Below are 15,937 nucleotides of genomic sequence, written 5' to 3'. Positions count from 1 at the left end.
CACCAGGGAAGTGGTTTTGTTTCATTTCCCAGAAAAAATGAATCGCCCCAGTTTTACCAGGCACGCTTGAGCCGCTGGAGATATTGTTTCGCAAACGCTACTGCTGATAGCCCATTTGCGGAACTATGTCGGGGCCTCGGGTTATAAAATACCTCGACGTAATTGACAAGGTCTCGGCAGACCTCCTCCTGGTCATCATCGGTTTTTCGCTTGATACGCTCCCGCTTCAGCAACGGGAGAACCTCTCCGCCATGGCATTATCGTGGCCGACTCATGCTGGACTTCAATACCAGCCTCACCTCAAACCAGTCGTTCGTGAAAATCAGCCTCGCCCTGCCGCCAGTACGCCGCCACTCGTACACCTTCCCGTGGCAGGGCTTTTTCCTCCAGCAGAATACTGCGAACCTGACGCATCAGCCCACCCTCGCCGGCGCACCAGGCAAAGCCATTACCCGCAGGGGCTTGCCACTGGCGCAGGGCAGTCAGTACGGCGGCCGGGGCTGTTACTTGCTGCAGCTGCCATTCTTGTTGACGCGGCACGGACCAGGCATCTAACCCGGCCGGGCGCAGCAATAAGACATCGGCGTGGGTGGATACCGGCAGCTCGGCCAGGCGGCGGCGAATGGCCGGCAGAGCCGAATCATCACCCACCAGCAGATGCCAGTCTTGTTGCGAATGAATGATCATCGAACCCTTGGGGCCGCCTATCATGGCCATCATGCCCACCGCAGCCTGTTCCGCCCAAGTGGCAGCAGCACCCGCACCATGCAGGGCGAACTCCAGTACCAGTACACCCTGAGCCGCATCCCAATGACTGGGGGTGTAATCGCGCAGTATGGTTTCACCCTGCGCATTGCTGAAGATGAACTTGATGTGGTCATCAAAAGACAGGGACTGGAAGCCAGCCAGATCGTCCCCGGTAAAGCTGATACGGGCAAAGCCATCGCCAGCGCGCTCGACCTTGCTGACGGTTACCTTGCGCTTGATCAGTTCATATCTGACCCGCTCGATGCGGTGTTGCGGCAAAATGCTAGACATAGTCACTCCAATTAATTGACAATATCACCTAATATGCAAAATAAAGTTGACCTTGTCAACCAAGTTGACGACACCGCCGAGCAGATTTTCGAATCCATTCACACGCTGATGCATCAATATCGCGCGCTGCAGTTTGCTGCCATCCGTGCGGACGAGCTCGGTTTGACGCATATGGAGGGCAAGGTGCTGGGCTATTTTTCTCGCCACCCTGGAGCCAGCCAAAGCGATCTGGCCCTGCACTCGGGGCGTGACAAGGCCCAGCTTACCCGGCTGATTGCTCGCCTGAAGGAAGCCGGGCTGCTGCAAGCCCATGCCGACACGCGCGACCGCCGCACGGTACGCCTGACGCTGACAGCAGACGGCCAGGCCCTACACAGCACCTTGCGCCAGCAGGGTCGTCAGCTGGCCGCCAAAGCCATGGATGGCATCGCCGCCCAGCAACGCAGTGAGCTGTTGCGATTATTGCAACAGATAAAAACCAATCTGGAACAACCAGACTAAGCACGCCCCCTCTGCAACGGCCGCCAGCCGGCCGTCGACATCCCCGCCAGGCAAGGCCTGATGGCCATCCGTAGACTGAAACGGCCTCGCAGTCAGCCTACTGCTTGATTTGATAATTCTTGTTTTAAATATATCAACTATTGCCAGTATTGCTTTTCAAGCACACGACTCCTACACTGCAAGCACGGTTTACTTACAAATGAATGGCTTTATTTTAAATCACATTATGCGATTCAAAATATGCCGCTCCGAATGAGTGCAGGAGGTGTGTGATGAAGAAAATGATTGGTGTGATGATTACCCTGGCCTGCCTGCAAGCAAACATTGCCAGCGCCGACAACGGCGGTCGTATCGATTTTTCTGGGCAAATCGCCAAGAGCCCCTGCGCCATTCCTGCGGCCACCCTGCTGGCTTACGCCAGTCAGCCGCGTCTGTATCAGGCAGCACGCCAACAAGTCTCCGGCCCCTCCTGCGCTGGCATGGACAACACCCAGTCGCTGACCTTGAGCAAAGTGCAAGGTACTACCACGGGTAACGGCATCGTCAATATTGTCTACAACTGATACGCCCCAGCGGACGACTGTCCGCCAAAACGAAAAAAACCAGCAGCCTGATTCCAGTTGCTGGTTTTTTCATGTGGAGCAGCCCGCACGGGCGCAGACCTGCGCGCTATTGATACAACATGGTGACGCTGACAATCGACTGCACGGTGCCCGGCACCATGGCAGCGGTCCGGTAGTACTCGACATAAAGCGGCAGCTGCGCCATCTGCGATTGCACATTCACCACCCGGGTATTGTTGGTCGAATTGGCACCGATATTCAGCCCGTCGCCAGCCGATGCCATATTGACCGCCACCCCAGTAGCCGTACCGTTATTGGCAAACTCGGTTGCAATATTGCTATCAGGCGTACCAGAAAAACGGAAAGTCGCGGTATTTACCCCGGTCGAACAATTGCTGGCGGTAATGGTGAAATAGGTCCGGCCAAAGGTGCTGCCGACGCTGGGGAAATTAAAGGTCGAAGCATTGGGCAGGGTGATGCTGCGATTGACATCGGCAGCACTGAGCGCACAAGTACCACCCGGGGTAAAGGTGACACTGCCGTTCAGCAGCTGATTAAAATTAATCGGCACATTATTCAGGCCGCCCTTGCCATCCAGCTGGAATACCGGGTAGCTATTGATGTTGACTACGCCACTGCTGGGTGAATTAGACGACTTCAATATCACAATGGAGTACTGCAGATTACTGGTGACCTGTCCGCCTTGCGGCACATAAATACCGGTATTGATGGCACCGCTGGTCTGGGTATAAGTCACGCCATTGAAAATGATGCCGATCTGGACACCGGCTGCCAGCGTCTGATTTGTCGGGTTGACCCAGAAATAGACGTTCTCTCCCACACTCTGCGTGCAGTACACCGAAATGCTTTGCAGCGGAGACTGCCAGATGACCGTTCCGGTTGGCGCAATCGAGGAAATATACACATTATTCGGCAGCGTCAATGTGCTGCTCAGCGGCCCGCCGGACTGGTTCAACCAGCAGCCCAGCGCGTGGCTGGCATTGGGCAGCAATAACAGCAGCAAAGCCAGAGCTGCGAATGTCTGTTGCAGGTACTTGCGCATATTCATAACCATTTCAGTAAGGGACAGATCGCCGGCGTGCCATGTATCAGGACAGGCAGCCCGCTCCGTCGGGTGACTACTGGCATACCGCGTCAGTCTGCAGATAGCCCTTGTTCTTGCGGGTGCCGGTTTCTTGCACTGGACTGGCGTAGCTGAAGCTGCACTGCTGCTTGGCCTGTGCACCCCAGCTAACACGCAGCGGCTTGCCTTCCTGACCACGCAGGAAGGTACGTCCACCCTGCCCCACCATGGCCAGTTCGGTGCCATCGGCCTGCTGTACGCTGGCGCCTACCGGCAGATTGTCGCCATTGGCCTGCCGCAAGCGGACGATCATCGGTTTGCCCTGTTGGGTAGGGAATTTCACCATGGCAATGGCGCCGGAGCGCGGTGCCAGCTTGCTGGATGTTTCCTGCAATTCCACGTCTTCATTCATGCCCTTGGGGTCGAGCGTGATGTCGTTTTGCCGATAGGGCATCAGGTTGGTCACCACGGCATAGCCGTTGTGGTTGACCCGAACCCCGTTGACGTTATTGACCATGGCACCTTCCGCACCAGGGGCTTCGATCACCGCAATGGATTCGCCCAGCGACTGGGCTGCTGTCACCCCACCCGGATGGAACACCAGCGCCCCACTCACTCCCAGCGATTGCTGCGAGGTGTCACCCATGCTGCTGGCACCGGCCGAGAAGGTGGCGGCCGAGGTGGCGTATTGCAGATTGCCACCGCCACCTGTGCTGCCCTCTCTGCCATTGAACTGGTTGGCACTGGCATAGGCGTTGTAACTGATATTGCGCATTTCGCCGGCCGAGCCGCTCAGCGACAGCTGCTCGCTGCCATTGTGCATGCTGTCGCGGGTAACGCTGGCAGTGAGCAAGGGCGAAGTAGGCTGCTTGCCCAGCGGAATCGATATGCTGAGCATGTACTGGGTGGTGTTGTTGTTCTGGGAGTCTTTGCTGCGGCCAGCCGACACGCTGAAACTGCCCCATTTGTAGCTATTGGAATAGCCGGCCTGGTATAGCAGGTCACGTCCGGGCTGGTTCCAGTAGTCCTGGGTCGATCCGCTGACGAACACATGGCCCCAGCCCTCGGCCAGTGGCTGATCGACATTAAGCTGGAACTTGTTGCGCGTGCGGTAAACCACGCTGCCCTGATTGATCAGCGCGGCATAGCTGTTGAACTCCAGATAGCCCTCGGTCGAATAACGGTAAGCCGCCACGGTGAAGTTGGTGCGAGTGGACTCCAGCAGCTTGCTATAGGTGACGCGATAACTCTGACCGGTCAGCTCCGAGCCTAACCCTGCCATGCTGGGCAGATTGTGGGCTTGTGACTGGGTTACATCGGTGGCTAGCGCGCCAAACGGCGTATTCAGCGCCACCCCCAGCATGCCGGCCTGATAGTGTTCGGCCGCGATCACCCCACCATAGAGGGTGACCGTATTGTTCAAGCCACGCTGATAAGTAGCCTGGATAAAGTTTGGCCGGGTATTGAGGCTTTCATCACGCAGCTGGCCTGCCGTGATGCTGTAGCGCGACTGACTGGCACGCAGCAGCTGGGGCACTGCGGCATACGGCACCACGAACTGGCGGGTACGGCCATCGGCTTCGGTAACCGTGACATTCAGATCACCGGCATAGCCGGTGTTGTACAGGTCGTTGATCTGGAACTCGCCGGGCGGCACGGTGTTTTCATAGATCAGATTGCCATTCTGGCGAATCGACACTCGGGCATTGGTCTCGGCCACACCGCGCACAACAGGCGCATAGCCCTGCATTGATTCCGGCAGCATGCGGTCGTCAGAATTGATCTGAGCCCCGCGAAAGCCTACCGAGCTGAACAGATCGGACGGGGTAAAGCTGTCGCCTAGCGTCAGTACTGATTTCCATGCTGTCAGGTCGTGCTGGGCATAGGTGGAAATATTCTGATAATGGCGCGCATCACCCGTCTGGTTGGCATAGTTTTGCTGGGTCAGCGCTGCGTTATAGCGCAGCCGCCACTCACCGATATTCAACCCGGCATTGCTGCCTAGGTAATACTGGGTCGTCTTGCCGGCGCTGCCGTTGTCATAGCGATAGGCATTGGCGTTGTAGTTGATGAAACCGGCAAAGGGTGCACCGGCATCCCAGTATTGCGGGTCAACATAACCACGGGCATGGCTGTGGACATAAAGCTGGGGAATGCTGACATCCAGTTTCAGATCGGAAGCATTGAAACTGCTGAGCGCACCCGGCACGATGGCACCGATTTCATGGCAAGCGCTGGCGTCTTGCCGTGTCAGTGCGTCGCTTTCTTGCAGCCGGCTGAAGTCCACACCCATGTCGTCCAGCATGGCGCGGTTAAAACAGGCTACCACCTTGTGATCATCCCGCTCGCGCAGGACAACATCGCGCCGGCCCAGCCAGCCCATATTGACGAAAACATCGGCACGATAAGTCCCCGGCAGGGCTGCGCCGCTACCACTGAAGCGCGACAGGTCCAGCGGCTTGCCATCCGGAGTCTGCCCCAGGAAAGCCGGATTGAACTGTACATCGTTCAATGCCACAGCACCGTCGGCCGGATTGGCATCGACCGCCCATGCCGCAGCCGGACTGAACACGGCAATCAGCATCAGGCTCAATGGTTTGAGCATCCAGCAGGCCGATGCCTGTCGGCTAGGATTTTTAATCATGGCAGCACGCTATCTGGCATGAACCCGGCAGGAACGACGACATCGCGTCGTGCTGCCCGGTCCTGATTGATCAAGGTTTCAGCGGCAGGCTGTGCGCAACCGGAGCACCAAAATCATTGATGCTTTCATAGTGCAGCGTCGTTTCGCCGCTGGGGCGCACATTGAGCCCTTTCAGCTTGAAATCGCTACTGCCGCCGGGTGCAACCATGCCGCCTTCGCTGCGGTATTCATGGCCACCCAGCTGGATGGCACTGAAATTGAGCGAGACATGAAAGGCGCTGGCATTGCTGGCACGCAAGGCGTAGCCAAGATTCCCGCCAAGGGACACCAGCTGCCAGCTGAGTTTGTCTGCCGCATCATCCGGATTACCGGGCAGGCCGGCCGGGCGGTAGAACAACTTGAGGCGGGAACGGAAGGCCACCTGCACATAGTTGTGCTGCTCATTATTCACCTTGGGCAGGGGTGGAATATCCAGGATATTCAGCCAGAATACCGACTCCCGATCTTGCGGCACGCTATCGCCGGTAAAGGTCAGGCGCACGGTTTGCGCCTTGGCCGGGTCGACCCGAAAAATCGGCGGCATGATCAGGAAGGGCGCATCGGCCGTGGTGGGCTCGGACTTTTCATTGCCACGGTCAGCCCAGACCTGTACCAGCGCCGGGTCATGGCCAACATTGTCCATCTTGATGGTGACTTCGCGATCATCTGACTTATAGATGATGCGTGTCCCGGTAATCACCACATTAGCCTGCGCGGCGGATACCAGCAGCATGGCCATGCTGGTGAATACGACTGCCCCGAATTTTGCTATTTTTTTCATTCTGCACCTGCCTCAACGATTGCCCTGGCGATCCGGGGAGGCATTCCCCAGACCACCGGGCGGGTACTGCTTAGTTGTAAATCATCGAGTACTGCACACTGGTATTCACCGTACCCGCGGTGGATGCACCACCGGTGGCGATGTACTGTGCGTAGTAGTTCATGGTGCCGGTCTTGTTCGGCGAGCTGCCAGACAAGGTAACGGTCTGCGAGTTGGCGCTGGTGGCGACATTGATCGGCTGGAAGGTATTGTTCAGCAGCTGAACTTCCACATTGGTGGCCATGCCGGAACCGCTGGCATTGAACAGGTTGCCCGTGCTCTGGTCGACAGTGGCGCCCAGTTCGAAATGGGTCTGGGCACTGGTGCCGTTACAGTTGCTCAGGTTCAGCGCAAACGGGGTGACACCGGCAACCTGACCGGCAGTAGCCAGCGCAGAAGTCGACACCGTCGGCAGGGTCACGGTGACATTGCTGCCACTGGTGCCGGTGATGGTGCAGGTATTGGCAGTGATCTTGCCATTGATGGTAATGGTGCCATCCGCTGCCAGCGCGCCAGCAGAGTAGATGCCCAACCCGATTACCAAAACCGAAACAATCTTTTTCATTTTCTAAAACTCCATCACATTAACAGGGCAGCACACTGCCCCAGACAGGACGCCAGTCCTAGCGCCCTTCCCTGCAAGCTTCCCTCACGGCTGTGCCAGGCACAGCCAGCCAGAACACTCGCAAACCACCCGCAACAGCCTTGCCACCCGCACCGGCACCACAGCCATGGTGTCGAGCGCATTAGATACCAAACGTTTAAGCTGTTGTTATTTACAATTGTAAACTCGACATTTGTTTGATGGGAAGACATTTCTTGAAAGTGTTGTAATTTTTCTTATTAAATGGAGAAAAAAGCAGCGCACTGACAGGTACTGCAAGCAGGAGATTTATTTAAACTGGTCTATTTTTAATCAAATAATTTATACAGTTACCCGGAACGACACCGGGCAACCGCAGATACTCGCCGTGATGTCGCTACTCCGCCACCTGTGCGGATACGTTTGGCAAAGAGGGATAAGAGGGAATATATGCAAAATAGATGATGAAGGCCGGGGGATGAGCTGAAATGCAATGCACAACAAAATGATGACTTTCTCGTCGCAAGCAAGGCGGCCGTACCCAAATACTAATGATGCCTACCTTTGTCAGAATCGCTGGCCGGCAGCCCGTACGAGGCGGGCAATGTGCCAAGCCGCCAGGCCTGCACCATGCCGGGCACCGGGGCGTGGTCATTTTGCGCAGGGCATGAACTTGGCGTATCCTGACGGCCATTGATGGTGCCGGCATCGCCGGTGAAAAGGGAATGCAGTGCAAGGCTGCAACTGCCCCCGCAACTGTAATCGGTTAGGCTTTGCGCATCATGTCACTGGCTGTCTTGGCTGCATCCACCAGCAAGACACCAAGCCGGGAAGACGAGCAAAGCTGCTGGAGCCGGAAGTCAGGAGACCTGCCATCAGCGTTTGTGAGCGCGCCTGTCATGCTGCCGGGGGGCAATATGCAGAGTCCGCGCCACTTTCACAGTGGGTCATCATCATGCACATCATGGAAGGCTATTTGCCGGCCAAGCACTGTCTTGCCTGGTATTCCGTTTCTGCTCCCTTCTTTGCCGGCGGTGTCTGGCGCATTCGCAAAATCCTGGCGGAACGTCCGCAAGCCAGAATGAATCTGGCCGCTGCCGGGGCCTTTGCCTTTGTCTTGTCCGCCCTGAAAATGCCCAGCGTAACCGGGTCTTGCTCCCACCCTACCGGTACCGGCTTTGGCGCGGTGGTGTTCGGGCCAGCCGTCATGGCGGTACTGGGGGCCATGGTCTTGCTGTTCCAGGCTTTGCTGCTCGCACATGGCGGCCTGACCACGCTCGGGGCCAACCTGTTCTCCATGGCCATCGTCGGCCCCTGGGTCAGCTATGGCTTATGGAAGCTGGGGCAACGTCTTGGCTTGTCGGTGGCCGTGTCGATGTTTCTTGCCGCGGCGCTGGGGGATCTGGCTACCTACATCACCACCTCGATCCAGCTGGCGCTGGCCTATCCGGACCCGGTGGGTGGCTTCATGACTGCCGCCATCAAGTTCGGTGGCATTTTCGCGCTGACGCAAGTGCCATTGGCCATTGCCGAGGGCATGCTGACAGTAGTGGTGATGGATGCGCTGGCCGGTAAGGTGGCCGATATCAGGAAAGTCAGCATTCTTGCCGGGGAGACACGCTAATGGCCAAGTCATCCCGTAGCAAATGGCTGCTGCTGGGCACAGTCGCGCTGGTGGTGCTACCGCTGCTGCTGGTCGAAGGCAAGTTTGCAGGCTCGGACGACCAGGCCACAGCGGCCATTACCCACGCCAAGCCGGGCTACCAGCCCTGGTTCTCCCCCATCTGGGAGCCGCCAAGCGGCGAAGTGGAAAGCCTGCTGTTTGCCTTGCAGGCAGCCATTGGAGCCGGCGTCATCGGCTATGTCATCGGCAAACGCCAGGGACTGGCCGCCCGCGATGACGCTGAGCATTGATCAATATGCGCATCTGAGTCGCTGGCGGGAAAGGCCGGTACTGGAAAAAGCCCTGCTGGCTATCGGCATGCTGTTGCTGGCCGTCAGCCTGCCGCCCCTCCCGAGCGCTCCTTGCATCATCGCCTGCGTGCTGGGCGTGACGCTGCTGGGTGCCAGGGTGCCGCTGCAACTCTGGCTGCGCTATGCCCTGATCCCCGCTGGCTTCTTGCTGACTGCCGGGCTGACCATGCTGTTTGACGTCGGGCGTCATGGCCTGAGCCTCTCGCCCGCGGGGCTGCCCGTCGTATGCGGCCTGCTGCTCAGATCGTTCGCGGGTATCTGCTGCCTGCTGCTGTTTGCCCTGACCACCCCGGTGACCGATATCCTGGCCAGCCTGCGCGCAATCGGCCTGCCGCGCGAGATCGCCGAAATCAGCTTGATCATGTACCGGCTGGTGTTTCTGCTGCTGGACACCGCCAGCGCCATGCATACCGCCCAGGCCGCACGACTGGGGCACAGCAATCGCAGGCAACAGCTGCGCGCACTAGGCCTGCTGCTGGCCAATCTGTTTCCACGCGCCATGGACCGGGCCAGCAGGATGGAAAACGGCCTGGCCGCCCGTGGCTGGAATGGCGAATTCAACGTCCTGCGGCGCACCCAGCCGCTGTCCCCGACACGCCTGACATGGACCAGCCTGTTGCTGGGTAGCGTATTGCTGATCGGAAGCCTTTTTTCATGAACACCATTCTCAGTGTCCAGCAGCTGGGCTATACCTTTCCTGGCCATGTCATTGCACTGTCAGGCATCAATCTTTCCATACAGCAAGGCCGCTGCCTGGCCTTGCTCGGGCCAAATGGCTCGGGCAAGAGCACTTTTCTGCAACATCTGAATGGCAGTTTGCAGCCGAATCAAGGCAGCGTGTTTCTGGAGCAGGAAGCCGTCTCCTACTCGCGCCAGGGGCTGAACCGCTTGCGCAGCAAGGTGGGCCTGGTGTTGCAGGATGCCGACGACCAGCTGTTTGCTGCCTCGGTATTTGAAGACATTTCCTTCGGCCCATTGAACCAGGGGCTTGCTGCTGATGCTGCCAGGCAAAGGGTTGAGCAGGCCATGCAGGCCATGGGCCTGGTCGGGCTGGAAAATCGCCCACCACACATGCTCTCCGGTGGACAAAAGAAACGGGTAGCCATTGCCGGGGCATTGGCCATGGCCCCGGAGGTGCTGCTGCTGGATGAACCCACCGCCGGGCTGGATCACGAAGGCATTGCCCAGCTGATTGCGATCTTGCACAGCCTGATGCAACAAGGCATCACCATCGTGTTTTCCACCCACGATGTCGATCTGGCCTGTCGCCTGGCGGATGATATCGCCCTGTTTGCGGCGGGCCGGGTCATCGGTTTTGGCGAGCGCAGCCAGATCTTGCTGGACCGCGAGATGCTGCTGGCCGCCAAACTCAGCCCTTCCTTACTGCTGCAAATGGTGGCATTGGCACAGGACAAGGGCCTGCTGGCCGCCGATGCCACCATGCCACGCACCGACCACGACATCATGGCACTGTTCAGCCACCAGCAGCCCACTGCTTGCCAAACTGCCGGATGAAGCAAGTGCAGCGCCGCTAGCCCCAGAGCCTGTTTACCCTGTGCGCTACGCGGCTGATCTTGCGTCGAAACGACCTTCAATATGCGCATGGGCTCCATGCGCATTGCGCTTTTTCACGCCCAGTCGCCTTGCCTGACCCATCCTCTCCTGGAGCGTAAACCGGCTCTCAAGTTCATATGTCGATCCACACGGCTTCGGCCACCTCACAAAGCCCCATCGCGGGCAGCCCTTGCTACTGCAGATGTACCCCCATCCACCACCAGCGCGGCAGCATGCCGGGATGACTTTCCCCGCGCCACTCCGGTATTGCGACAGGGGTAACCGCACCCGCCATACCGTGCCACAACCCTCAGCGGGAAACCGGTGGCGTTTCCCCAGATGCACTTATCTGCAAATCGGCATTGCATTTATATCGTAATGCGATATATTTGAATCACAGCACTGCTGCTTATCAAGGAGATTGCCATGAGTCCACTTAGCCCCTTGCGCATGTTATGGTCGTCCGGCCACAGCTGGGACAATCTGTCCCAATCCCATCCCACGCTCGCTGCCAGTTTCTATCGTCTGGTCTTGCCCGGTTCGCTGCTGGGTACGGCGATGATTCTGTTTGCCGCCAGTTTTCATGGTGACGTTTATGGACCAGAGGTTTCCTTTGCCCACTGGGTAGTGGTAAGCCTGCTATTCATGGTGACCAATTGGCTGGCGGTGCCGCTGATGGCCTGGGTCATCCGCCAGTCGGTGCATGCACCATCGCGGCCAGCCTTTGCTGATTGCTATCGCCTGGCTGCCATTGCGCCGCTTCCCATCTGGCTATCCACGCTCACCTTGTTGCTGCCTTCGCCGCTGTTCAATATGGCGTGCGGACTGATTGGCCTGCTGGCATCGGGCCTGCTGCTCTATCACGGTCTGGATGCCTTGTTTGAACATGACGACTCAGTCAGCACCCAGTCCATGGCCTACACGGTGTTTTCGGTAGGGGCCTTGGTATGGCTGTTCGTGGCGGCCTTGCTGATGATGCCGCTGGTGTAGGTCAGCTGTCGGCAGTTTGGCAGCGGCTTGGATATGTTAAGGTAGCGCATTACCATTGCCCTGCCCGCCCATGTCCAGCCCGCTTTGTAAACAGGATTTTGAATGCCTGGCCGATTTTCGTTACCGTTTGCGCCAGTTCTTGCGTTTCAGCGAGGAGCTGGCGCAAAGCCATGGCATCACGCCCTTGCAATACCAGTTGCTGTTGCAGGTACAAGGCTATCCAGACCGGGACTGGGCCACGGTGGCCGAATTGGCCGAAAGGCTGCAATCCCACCATCACAGCGTGGTGGGATTGATCAATCGCTGTGAGTCTCAGCAACTGGTGCGTAAATCCCCCGGCAGAAACGATGGCCGGCAGGTGGAAATCAGCCTGCTGCCCAAGGGGCTGGAGCTGGTGGAAAAACTGGCCCAGGCCCATCGTGATGAATTGTTGCTGCTCAAGGATCTGGCAGACAGCCCATCGGCCGATTTGCTGCTGAATATCCAGCAAGCACTCAAGACCGGGTAATAATCAGGCAAGTCATTTGTATCGCAATGCGATATTATAAATCCCCTCCCATCCTGGCTGTGACTGCGCCTGATTTCATGAACCCAATCCTTAACTACCTGCAGGGCTTTATTCCGCCCCCCTTGGGCGCTGGGCGCCGCGAACGTCTCTATGGCTGTATTGGCGCCGGCCTGGGCCTGCAAGTGACCGCATTGTTGAGCCACCTGATTCTGGGTCAGGTCAATCCGTGGTTCATTGCCCCCATGGGGGCATCCGCCGTCTTGCTGTTTGCCGTGCCGTTCAGCCCATTGGCCCAGCCCTGGTCCATCATCGGCGGCAATATGCTGTCGGCGGCCATTGGCGTCAGCTGTGCCCGCTACATTGGCGACCCGGCGCTGGCCGCCAGCCTGGCTGGTGCGCTGGCCATTGCTGCCATGTTTCAACTGCGCTGCCTGCACCCGCCTGGCGGGGCAGTCGCCATTACCGCCGTCCTGGGCGGGCCGGCCATCAGCGCCCTGGGTTACCAGTTTGTGTTGTGGCCGGTAGCGGTCAACTCTGCCCTCATGCTGGGCATGGCCCTGCTGTTCAACAATGCCTTGCGCCGCGGCTATCCACACCGGCCTCAACCTGCGAGCAACGCTCACCATACCGCCGACCCCCTGCCCAGCCAGCGCCGCGCCATCAGCCAGCAGGATTTGCACCAGGCACTGGCCGCACATGGCGAGGTACTGGATATCAGCGAAGAGGATTTGCTCGCCATTCTGACGGCGGCAGAGGAGCAGGCACAGCAGCGCCGGCTGGGGGGTATTCACTGCGCGGACATCATGTCGCGCGATGTGGTGAGCATAGGCGCAGAGGCCAGTTTGCAGGAGGCCTGGGACAAGCTGGCCCATCACAAGATCAAGGCGCTACCAGTCATCAACCCTGCGCAAACGCTGACCGGCATTGTGTCATTGCATGATTTCTTCCTGCCGCGTGATGGGCAAGCAGCCCACCTGCCCGGCAGCGCAGGCTGGGACAGCAGCACGGTGGCCGACATCATGACCAGCCCGGTGCGCCATGTTGCCGCCTTGCAGCCGATTACCGCGCTGAGCCAGGCTTTTTCTGATGGTGGCCTGCATCACATGCCGGTGGTGGATGCTGATGGCAAGCTGTGCGGCATCATTACCCAGTCTGACCTGATCGCCATCCTGCTGAAAAACTGATTCAGTCGGCCGCGCCCTGCAGGCGGTCAGCGTCCAAGAGCACAATTTCACGGCCATTGACTTCGATCAGCCCGGCCTCGCTCAGCTGGTGCAGCATGCGCGAGAAGGTTTCCGGCGTCAGATTGAGCCGGGAAGCAATCAGGTTCTTGTTGACCGGCAGCGTCACCAGCGGTAGTGGCCCGCGCTGCGGATCGACATTTTGCAGCAAATAGCCAGTTACCCGCTGCAGGGAGTTTTCGATGGAGTAGCGCTCCACGTCCCGCACCAGGCCATGCAGGCGCATGGCCAGGCCAGCCAGCAAGCGGCGGGCAAATGCGGCATCGCGCTCAATCGCCTGATAAATGGCCTGTGCCTCCACCTTCAGCAAAAAGCCGTCCTCCAGAAACTGTGCCATCACCGGGCAGGGACGGCCCAGAAACATCACCGCTTCGGCAAAGCTCTGGCCCGGATGAATGATCTCCATCACCTTTTCACTGCCCTGCGATGAGGAAATGGCCAGCTTTACCCGGCCATACACCACCAGAAACATGCCATCGCACGGGTCGCCCTTCTGGAACACAACCTGCCCCTTACCCCCTCGCACTTCATGGGTGAACGGCACCAATGCCTGGATCTGCGCTTCAGACAATTCCTGAAACAGCGGCTGGTGACGCAAGAAAGAAGGGATATCAACAGTAGCCATGGTCATTTCCGTATGCCAAACCGGGTGGATAACAAGCGGTGCCACGTCCAGCCGGCCGATACCGCCCACGCTGGCGACTATAGGCCACTGGCCTTAAAGCCACCATGCGCTGTAAGCAGGGAGGAAACTAGTTCAACCGACCTAGTTCGACCGACCCAGTTCGCCCAACCTGGCCCGGCAAGCAAGCACACGGCCGGATCAGGCTTCTGGCCGTGGTGCGCGCTAGTGGCTGGTACCCTCCGAACGGTTTACCTTGTTGAACACATTGTATTTGCCGATGGGCTTGGCCATGGGCAGCGCCGCCACTTCACGCAGGGTCTGCGCATCCACCACGATCAGCTCGCCCGGATTCTCCATCACCGATACCAGCGCATAACGGCCATCGCGGGTGAACTCGACATGGGCGGTAGTCTTGCCCGGCCGCAACACCAGCTGGCGCACCACGCTGAGAGTGCGCTTGTCGATGATGGACAGCGTGTCCTTGTGCGCGCTCATCATGGAATCGGCCCAGGCATAGGGCGTATTTTCGTGGCTGCGCAGGAAAAATCCCGGCCCCGGCAGCTGCACCTGCCTGATCAACTGCCAGCTGTCCATGTCGACAAAGCTGAGCTGGCCGCCCTTGAGATTGGGCGTGGCCATGATGCGGTGGCCATCACGCTCGAAGCTGATGCCCGACCCCAGATGCGGCATGCCATCCAGCGGCAGGTCCGCCACCTTGCTGCGCGCATCCAGGCTGATCACCTGCGCCTGACCGCTGCGTGAAGCACCCAGCACATGCTGATAAGACGGGTCGAAGTAAAAGTCGTCCAGCACCATGGATAGCGGCGTCACGCGCGGGGTAAGAAAGCCCGGCTGACCCAGCGCCTCGCCCATCTGGTAGTCATGCACCAGACCCGGGTAAACCGGTGCGGCGTGGCGGTCGTAGCTGATTTCCCACAGCTCCGGCACATCTTTTAACGCCACCACAAAGCTGTGGCGCGGTGCGGCTTCGTACACGGCAGACACCCGCGACGGGCGACCGGCAGCATCGCGCACCGCAATGGTTTTCACCGGGGCCAGGCCATGGGCGTCCAGCAGCACCAGCGTTTGCGGCAGGGTGTTGCCGGCCAGAATCCAGTTACCGTCATCCGATACCGCGATATTGCGGGTATTCAGGCCCACGCGGATGTCCGCCACAACTTGCAGGCTGTACAGGTCGTACTGGGTCACCCAGCCATCGCGGCTGGAAAAATAGACAAAGCGGCCATCGGGGGAAAACTTGGGCCCGCCATGCACCGCATAGTGGCTGGCAAAGCGGGTGATAGGCCGGAAGCGGTCGCCATCCAGCACCGTGACATGGTGATCGCCCGCCTCCACCACCACAAACAGGTTGAGCGGATTGGCTGTGTATTGCGGCCTGGCCGGCAGGCTGGAGAGCGCCACCGGCTGGCGGTGCGAAGCACGCATGTCGGCATCGCTCCAGCGCGGTGGCGTGGCCGGAGCGCTTTGTACATAAGCGGTGAGCTGGCTGATCTGTTCATCCGTCAGCTGGCCGGCAAAACCGGCCATCTGGGTGGCGCTGCGCCCCTGACGGATGGTATTGCTGATTTCGGCGCTTTTCAGCCGCTCCAGGCTTTCCGGCAGCAAGGCCGGGCCCATGCCGCCCAAGCGGTCAGCCCCGTGACAGCTTTGGCAATGCTGGCCGTATAACTGCGCGGCAGCGGATGAATCCATGTCTGCCGCGGGAGCAGCCTGCAGCGGCAGGCCAAGAGCGGCTAACAAAATAGCGTAGCG

Annotated in this window: 16 protein-coding genes, 1 pseudogene and 1 riboswitch; of the genes and pseudogenes, 9 read left to right on the top strand and 8 right to left on the bottom strand. The window is 58.9% G+C overall.

Translation table 11 applies throughout. The features are described from left to right. Positions 1-53: 53 nt before the first annotated feature. Positions 54-265, bottom strand: a pseudogene (locus H2Z84_RS21190) (IS3 family transposase); the annotation flags it as partial. A 35-nt stretch (positions 266-300) separates the two neighbouring features. Further along, a complete protein-coding gene (locus H2Z84_RS01060) occupies positions 301-1,038 on the bottom strand; it encodes a siderophore-interacting protein (RefSeq protein WP_181834321.1) in 738 nt (245 codons plus the stop codon). Positions 1,039-1,071: 33 nt separating this feature from the next. Here H2Z84_RS01060 and H2Z84_RS01055 point away from each other — a divergent pair, with 33 nt between their 5' ends. Both H2Z84_RS01055 and H2Z84_RS01050 read left to right on the top strand, forming a co-directional pair. Further along, positions 1,072-1,539 (top strand): MarR family winged helix-turn-helix transcriptional regulator, encoded by a 468-nt coding sequence (locus H2Z84_RS01055; protein ID WP_181834320.1) that lies wholly within the window; start codon positions 1,072-1,074, stop codon positions 1,537-1,539. 272 nt (positions 1,540-1,811) lie between these two features. After that, positions 1,812-2,102, top strand: a complete 291-nt coding sequence (locus H2Z84_RS01050) for a hypothetical protein (protein WP_181834319.1) — start codon at positions 1,812-1,814, stop codon at positions 2,100-2,102. A 106-nt stretch (positions 2,103-2,208) separates the two neighbouring features. Here the strand turns inward: H2Z84_RS01050 and H2Z84_RS01045 are convergent, their stop codons facing one another. From H2Z84_RS01045 to H2Z84_RS01030, 4 genes are all read right to left on the bottom strand, one after another. Beyond that, the gene (locus H2Z84_RS01045) at positions 2,209-3,171 is read right to left on the bottom strand and encodes a fimbrial protein (RefSeq protein ID WP_181834318.1); all 963 of its coding nucleotides are present in this window, start codon (positions 3,169-3,171) and stop codon (positions 2,209-2,211) included. Positions 3,172-3,241: 70 nt separating this feature from the next. Further along, positions 3,242-5,830, bottom strand: a complete 2,589-nt coding sequence (locus tag H2Z84_RS01040) for a fimbria/pilus outer membrane usher protein (protein WP_181834317.1) — start codon at positions 5,828-5,830, stop codon at positions 3,242-3,244. Between the two features lie 70 nt (positions 5,831-5,900). Continuing rightward, positions 5,901-6,650, bottom strand: a complete 750-nt coding sequence (locus H2Z84_RS01035) for a fimbria/pilus periplasmic chaperone (RefSeq protein WP_181834316.1) — start codon at positions 6,648-6,650, stop codon at positions 5,901-5,903. 70 nt (positions 6,651-6,720) lie between these two features. Continuing rightward, positions 6,721-7,254, bottom strand: a complete 534-nt coding sequence (locus H2Z84_RS01030; protein WP_124643924.1) for a fimbrial protein — start codon at positions 7,252-7,254, stop codon at positions 6,721-6,723. A gap of 698 nt (positions 7,255-7,952) precedes the next feature. Next, positions 7,953-8,163, top strand: a riboswitch (cobalamin riboswitch). A 64-nt stretch (positions 8,164-8,227) separates the two neighbouring features. On the opposite strand from H2Z84_RS01030, the gene H2Z84_RS01025 reads away from it, so the two are divergent. From H2Z84_RS01025 to H2Z84_RS00995, 7 genes are all read left to right on the top strand, one after another. Beyond that, positions 8,228-8,896: an energy-coupling factor ABC transporter permease gene (locus tag H2Z84_RS01025; protein ID WP_181834315.1), complete on the top strand. Its 669-nt coding sequence runs from the start codon at positions 8,228-8,230 to the stop codon at positions 8,894-8,896. Beyond that, positions 8,896-9,186 (top strand): energy-coupling factor ABC transporter substrate-binding protein, encoded by a 291-nt coding sequence (locus tag H2Z84_RS01020; RefSeq protein ID WP_181834314.1) that lies wholly within the window; start codon positions 8,896-8,898, stop codon positions 9,184-9,186. Before H2Z84_RS01025 ends, H2Z84_RS01020 begins: the two co-directional genes overlap by 1 nt. Continuing rightward, entirely contained in the window at positions 9,170-9,904 is a 735-nt protein-coding gene (gene cbiQ, locus H2Z84_RS01015; RefSeq protein ID WP_181834313.1) for a cobalt ECF transporter T component CbiQ, read from the top strand. Before H2Z84_RS01020 ends, cbiQ begins: the two co-directional genes overlap by 17 nt. Then, positions 9,901-10,761 (top strand): energy-coupling factor ABC transporter ATP-binding protein, encoded by an 861-nt coding sequence (locus H2Z84_RS01010; RefSeq protein ID WP_181834312.1) that lies wholly within the window; start codon positions 9,901-9,903, stop codon positions 10,759-10,761. The genes cbiQ and H2Z84_RS01010 overlap by 4 nt, the downstream gene beginning before the upstream one ends. Positions 10,762-11,226: 465 nt before the next feature. Continuing rightward, positions 11,227-11,790 carry a YIP1 family protein gene (locus H2Z84_RS01005; protein WP_181834311.1) on the top strand — a complete coding sequence of 188 codons (564 nt, stop codon included), beginning with the start codon at positions 11,227-11,229 and terminating at the stop codon, positions 11,788-11,790. Between the two features lie 70 nt (positions 11,791-11,860). Then, positions 11,861-12,298: a MarR family transcriptional regulator gene (locus H2Z84_RS01000; RefSeq protein ID WP_181834310.1), complete on the top strand. Its 438-nt coding sequence runs from the start codon at positions 11,861-11,863 to the stop codon at positions 12,296-12,298. A 77-nt stretch (positions 12,299-12,375) separates the two neighbouring features. Continuing rightward, positions 12,376-13,482, top strand: a complete 1,107-nt coding sequence (locus H2Z84_RS00995; RefSeq protein ID WP_181834309.1) for an HPP family protein — start codon at positions 12,376-12,378, stop codon at positions 13,480-13,482. Between the two features lies 1 nt (position 13,483). Here the strand turns inward: H2Z84_RS00995 and H2Z84_RS00990 are convergent, their stop codons facing one another. Both H2Z84_RS00990 and H2Z84_RS00985 read right to left on the bottom strand, forming a co-directional pair. Beyond that, complete coding sequence (locus tag H2Z84_RS00990; RefSeq protein WP_181834308.1) at positions 13,484-14,164, bottom strand: Crp/Fnr family transcriptional regulator; 681 nt, start codon at positions 14,162-14,164, stop codon at positions 13,484-13,486. A 222-nt stretch (positions 14,165-14,386) separates the two neighbouring features. Next, positions 14,387-15,877 carry a cytochrome D1 domain-containing protein gene (locus tag H2Z84_RS00985; RefSeq protein ID WP_181834307.1) on the bottom strand — a complete coding sequence of 497 codons (1,491 nt, stop codon included), beginning with the start codon at positions 15,875-15,877 and terminating at the stop codon, positions 14,387-14,389. Between the last annotated feature and the right edge of the window lie 60 nt (positions 15,878-15,937).

The sequence above is a fragment of the Aquitalea aquatica genome, assembly GCF_013911085.1.
GTDB classification, from domain to species: Bacteria; Pseudomonadota; Gammaproteobacteria; order Burkholderiales; family Chromobacteriaceae; genus Aquitalea; species Aquitalea aquatica.
This window is presented reverse-complemented; position numbering and strand designations above follow the sequence as displayed.

Bases quoted from the DNA above. Each gene is read 5' to 3' on its own strand.
- H2Z84_RS01060 (WP_181834321.1), bottom strand. From the start codon at position 1,038: ATGTCTAGCATTTTGCCGCAACACCGCATCGAGCGGGTCAGATATGAA.
- H2Z84_RS01055 (WP_181834320.1), top strand. From the start codon at position 1,072: ATGCAAAATAAAGTTGACCTTGTCAACCAAGTTGACGACACCGCCGAG.
- H2Z84_RS01050 (WP_181834319.1), top strand. From the start codon at position 1,812: ATGAAGAAAATGATTGGTGTGATGATTACCCTGGCCTGCCTGCAAGCA.
- H2Z84_RS01045 (WP_181834318.1), bottom strand. From the start codon at position 3,171: ATGAATATGCGCAAGTACCTGCAACAGACATTCGCAGCTCTGGCTTTG.
- H2Z84_RS01040 (WP_181834317.1), bottom strand. From the start codon at position 5,830: ATGATTAAAAATCCTAGCCGACAGGCATCGGCCTGCTGGATGCTCAAA.
- H2Z84_RS01035 (WP_181834316.1), bottom strand. From the start codon at position 6,650: ATGAAAAAAATAGCAAAATTCGGGGCAGTCGTATTCACCAGCATGGCC.
- H2Z84_RS01030 (WP_124643924.1), bottom strand. From the start codon at position 7,254: ATGAAAAAGATTGTTTCGGTTTTGGTAATCGGGTTGGGCATCTACTCT.
- H2Z84_RS01025 (WP_181834315.1), top strand. From the start codon at position 8,228: ATGCACATCATGGAAGGCTATTTGCCGGCCAAGCACTGTCTTGCCTGG.
- H2Z84_RS01020 (WP_181834314.1), top strand. From the start codon at position 8,896: ATGGCCAAGTCATCCCGTAGCAAATGGCTGCTGCTGGGCACAGTCGCG.
- cbiQ (WP_181834313.1), top strand. From the start codon at position 9,170: ATGACGCTGAGCATTGATCAATATGCGCATCTGAGTCGCTGGCGGGAA.
- H2Z84_RS01010 (WP_181834312.1), top strand. From the start codon at position 9,901: ATGAACACCATTCTCAGTGTCCAGCAGCTGGGCTATACCTTTCCTGGC.
- H2Z84_RS01005 (WP_181834311.1), top strand. From the start codon at position 11,227: ATGAGTCCACTTAGCCCCTTGCGCATGTTATGGTCGTCCGGCCACAGC.
- H2Z84_RS01000 (WP_181834310.1), top strand. From the start codon at position 11,861: ATGTCCAGCCCGCTTTGTAAACAGGATTTTGAATGCCTGGCCGATTTT.
- H2Z84_RS00995 (WP_181834309.1), top strand. From the start codon at position 12,376: ATGAACCCAATCCTTAACTACCTGCAGGGCTTTATTCCGCCCCCCTTG.
- H2Z84_RS00990 (WP_181834308.1), bottom strand. From the start codon at position 14,164: ATGGCTACTGTTGATATCCCTTCTTTCTTGCGTCACCAGCCGCTGTTT.
- H2Z84_RS00985 (WP_181834307.1), bottom strand. From the start codon at position 15,877: ATGGATTCATCCGCTGCCGCGCAGTTATACGGCCAGCATTGCCAAAGC.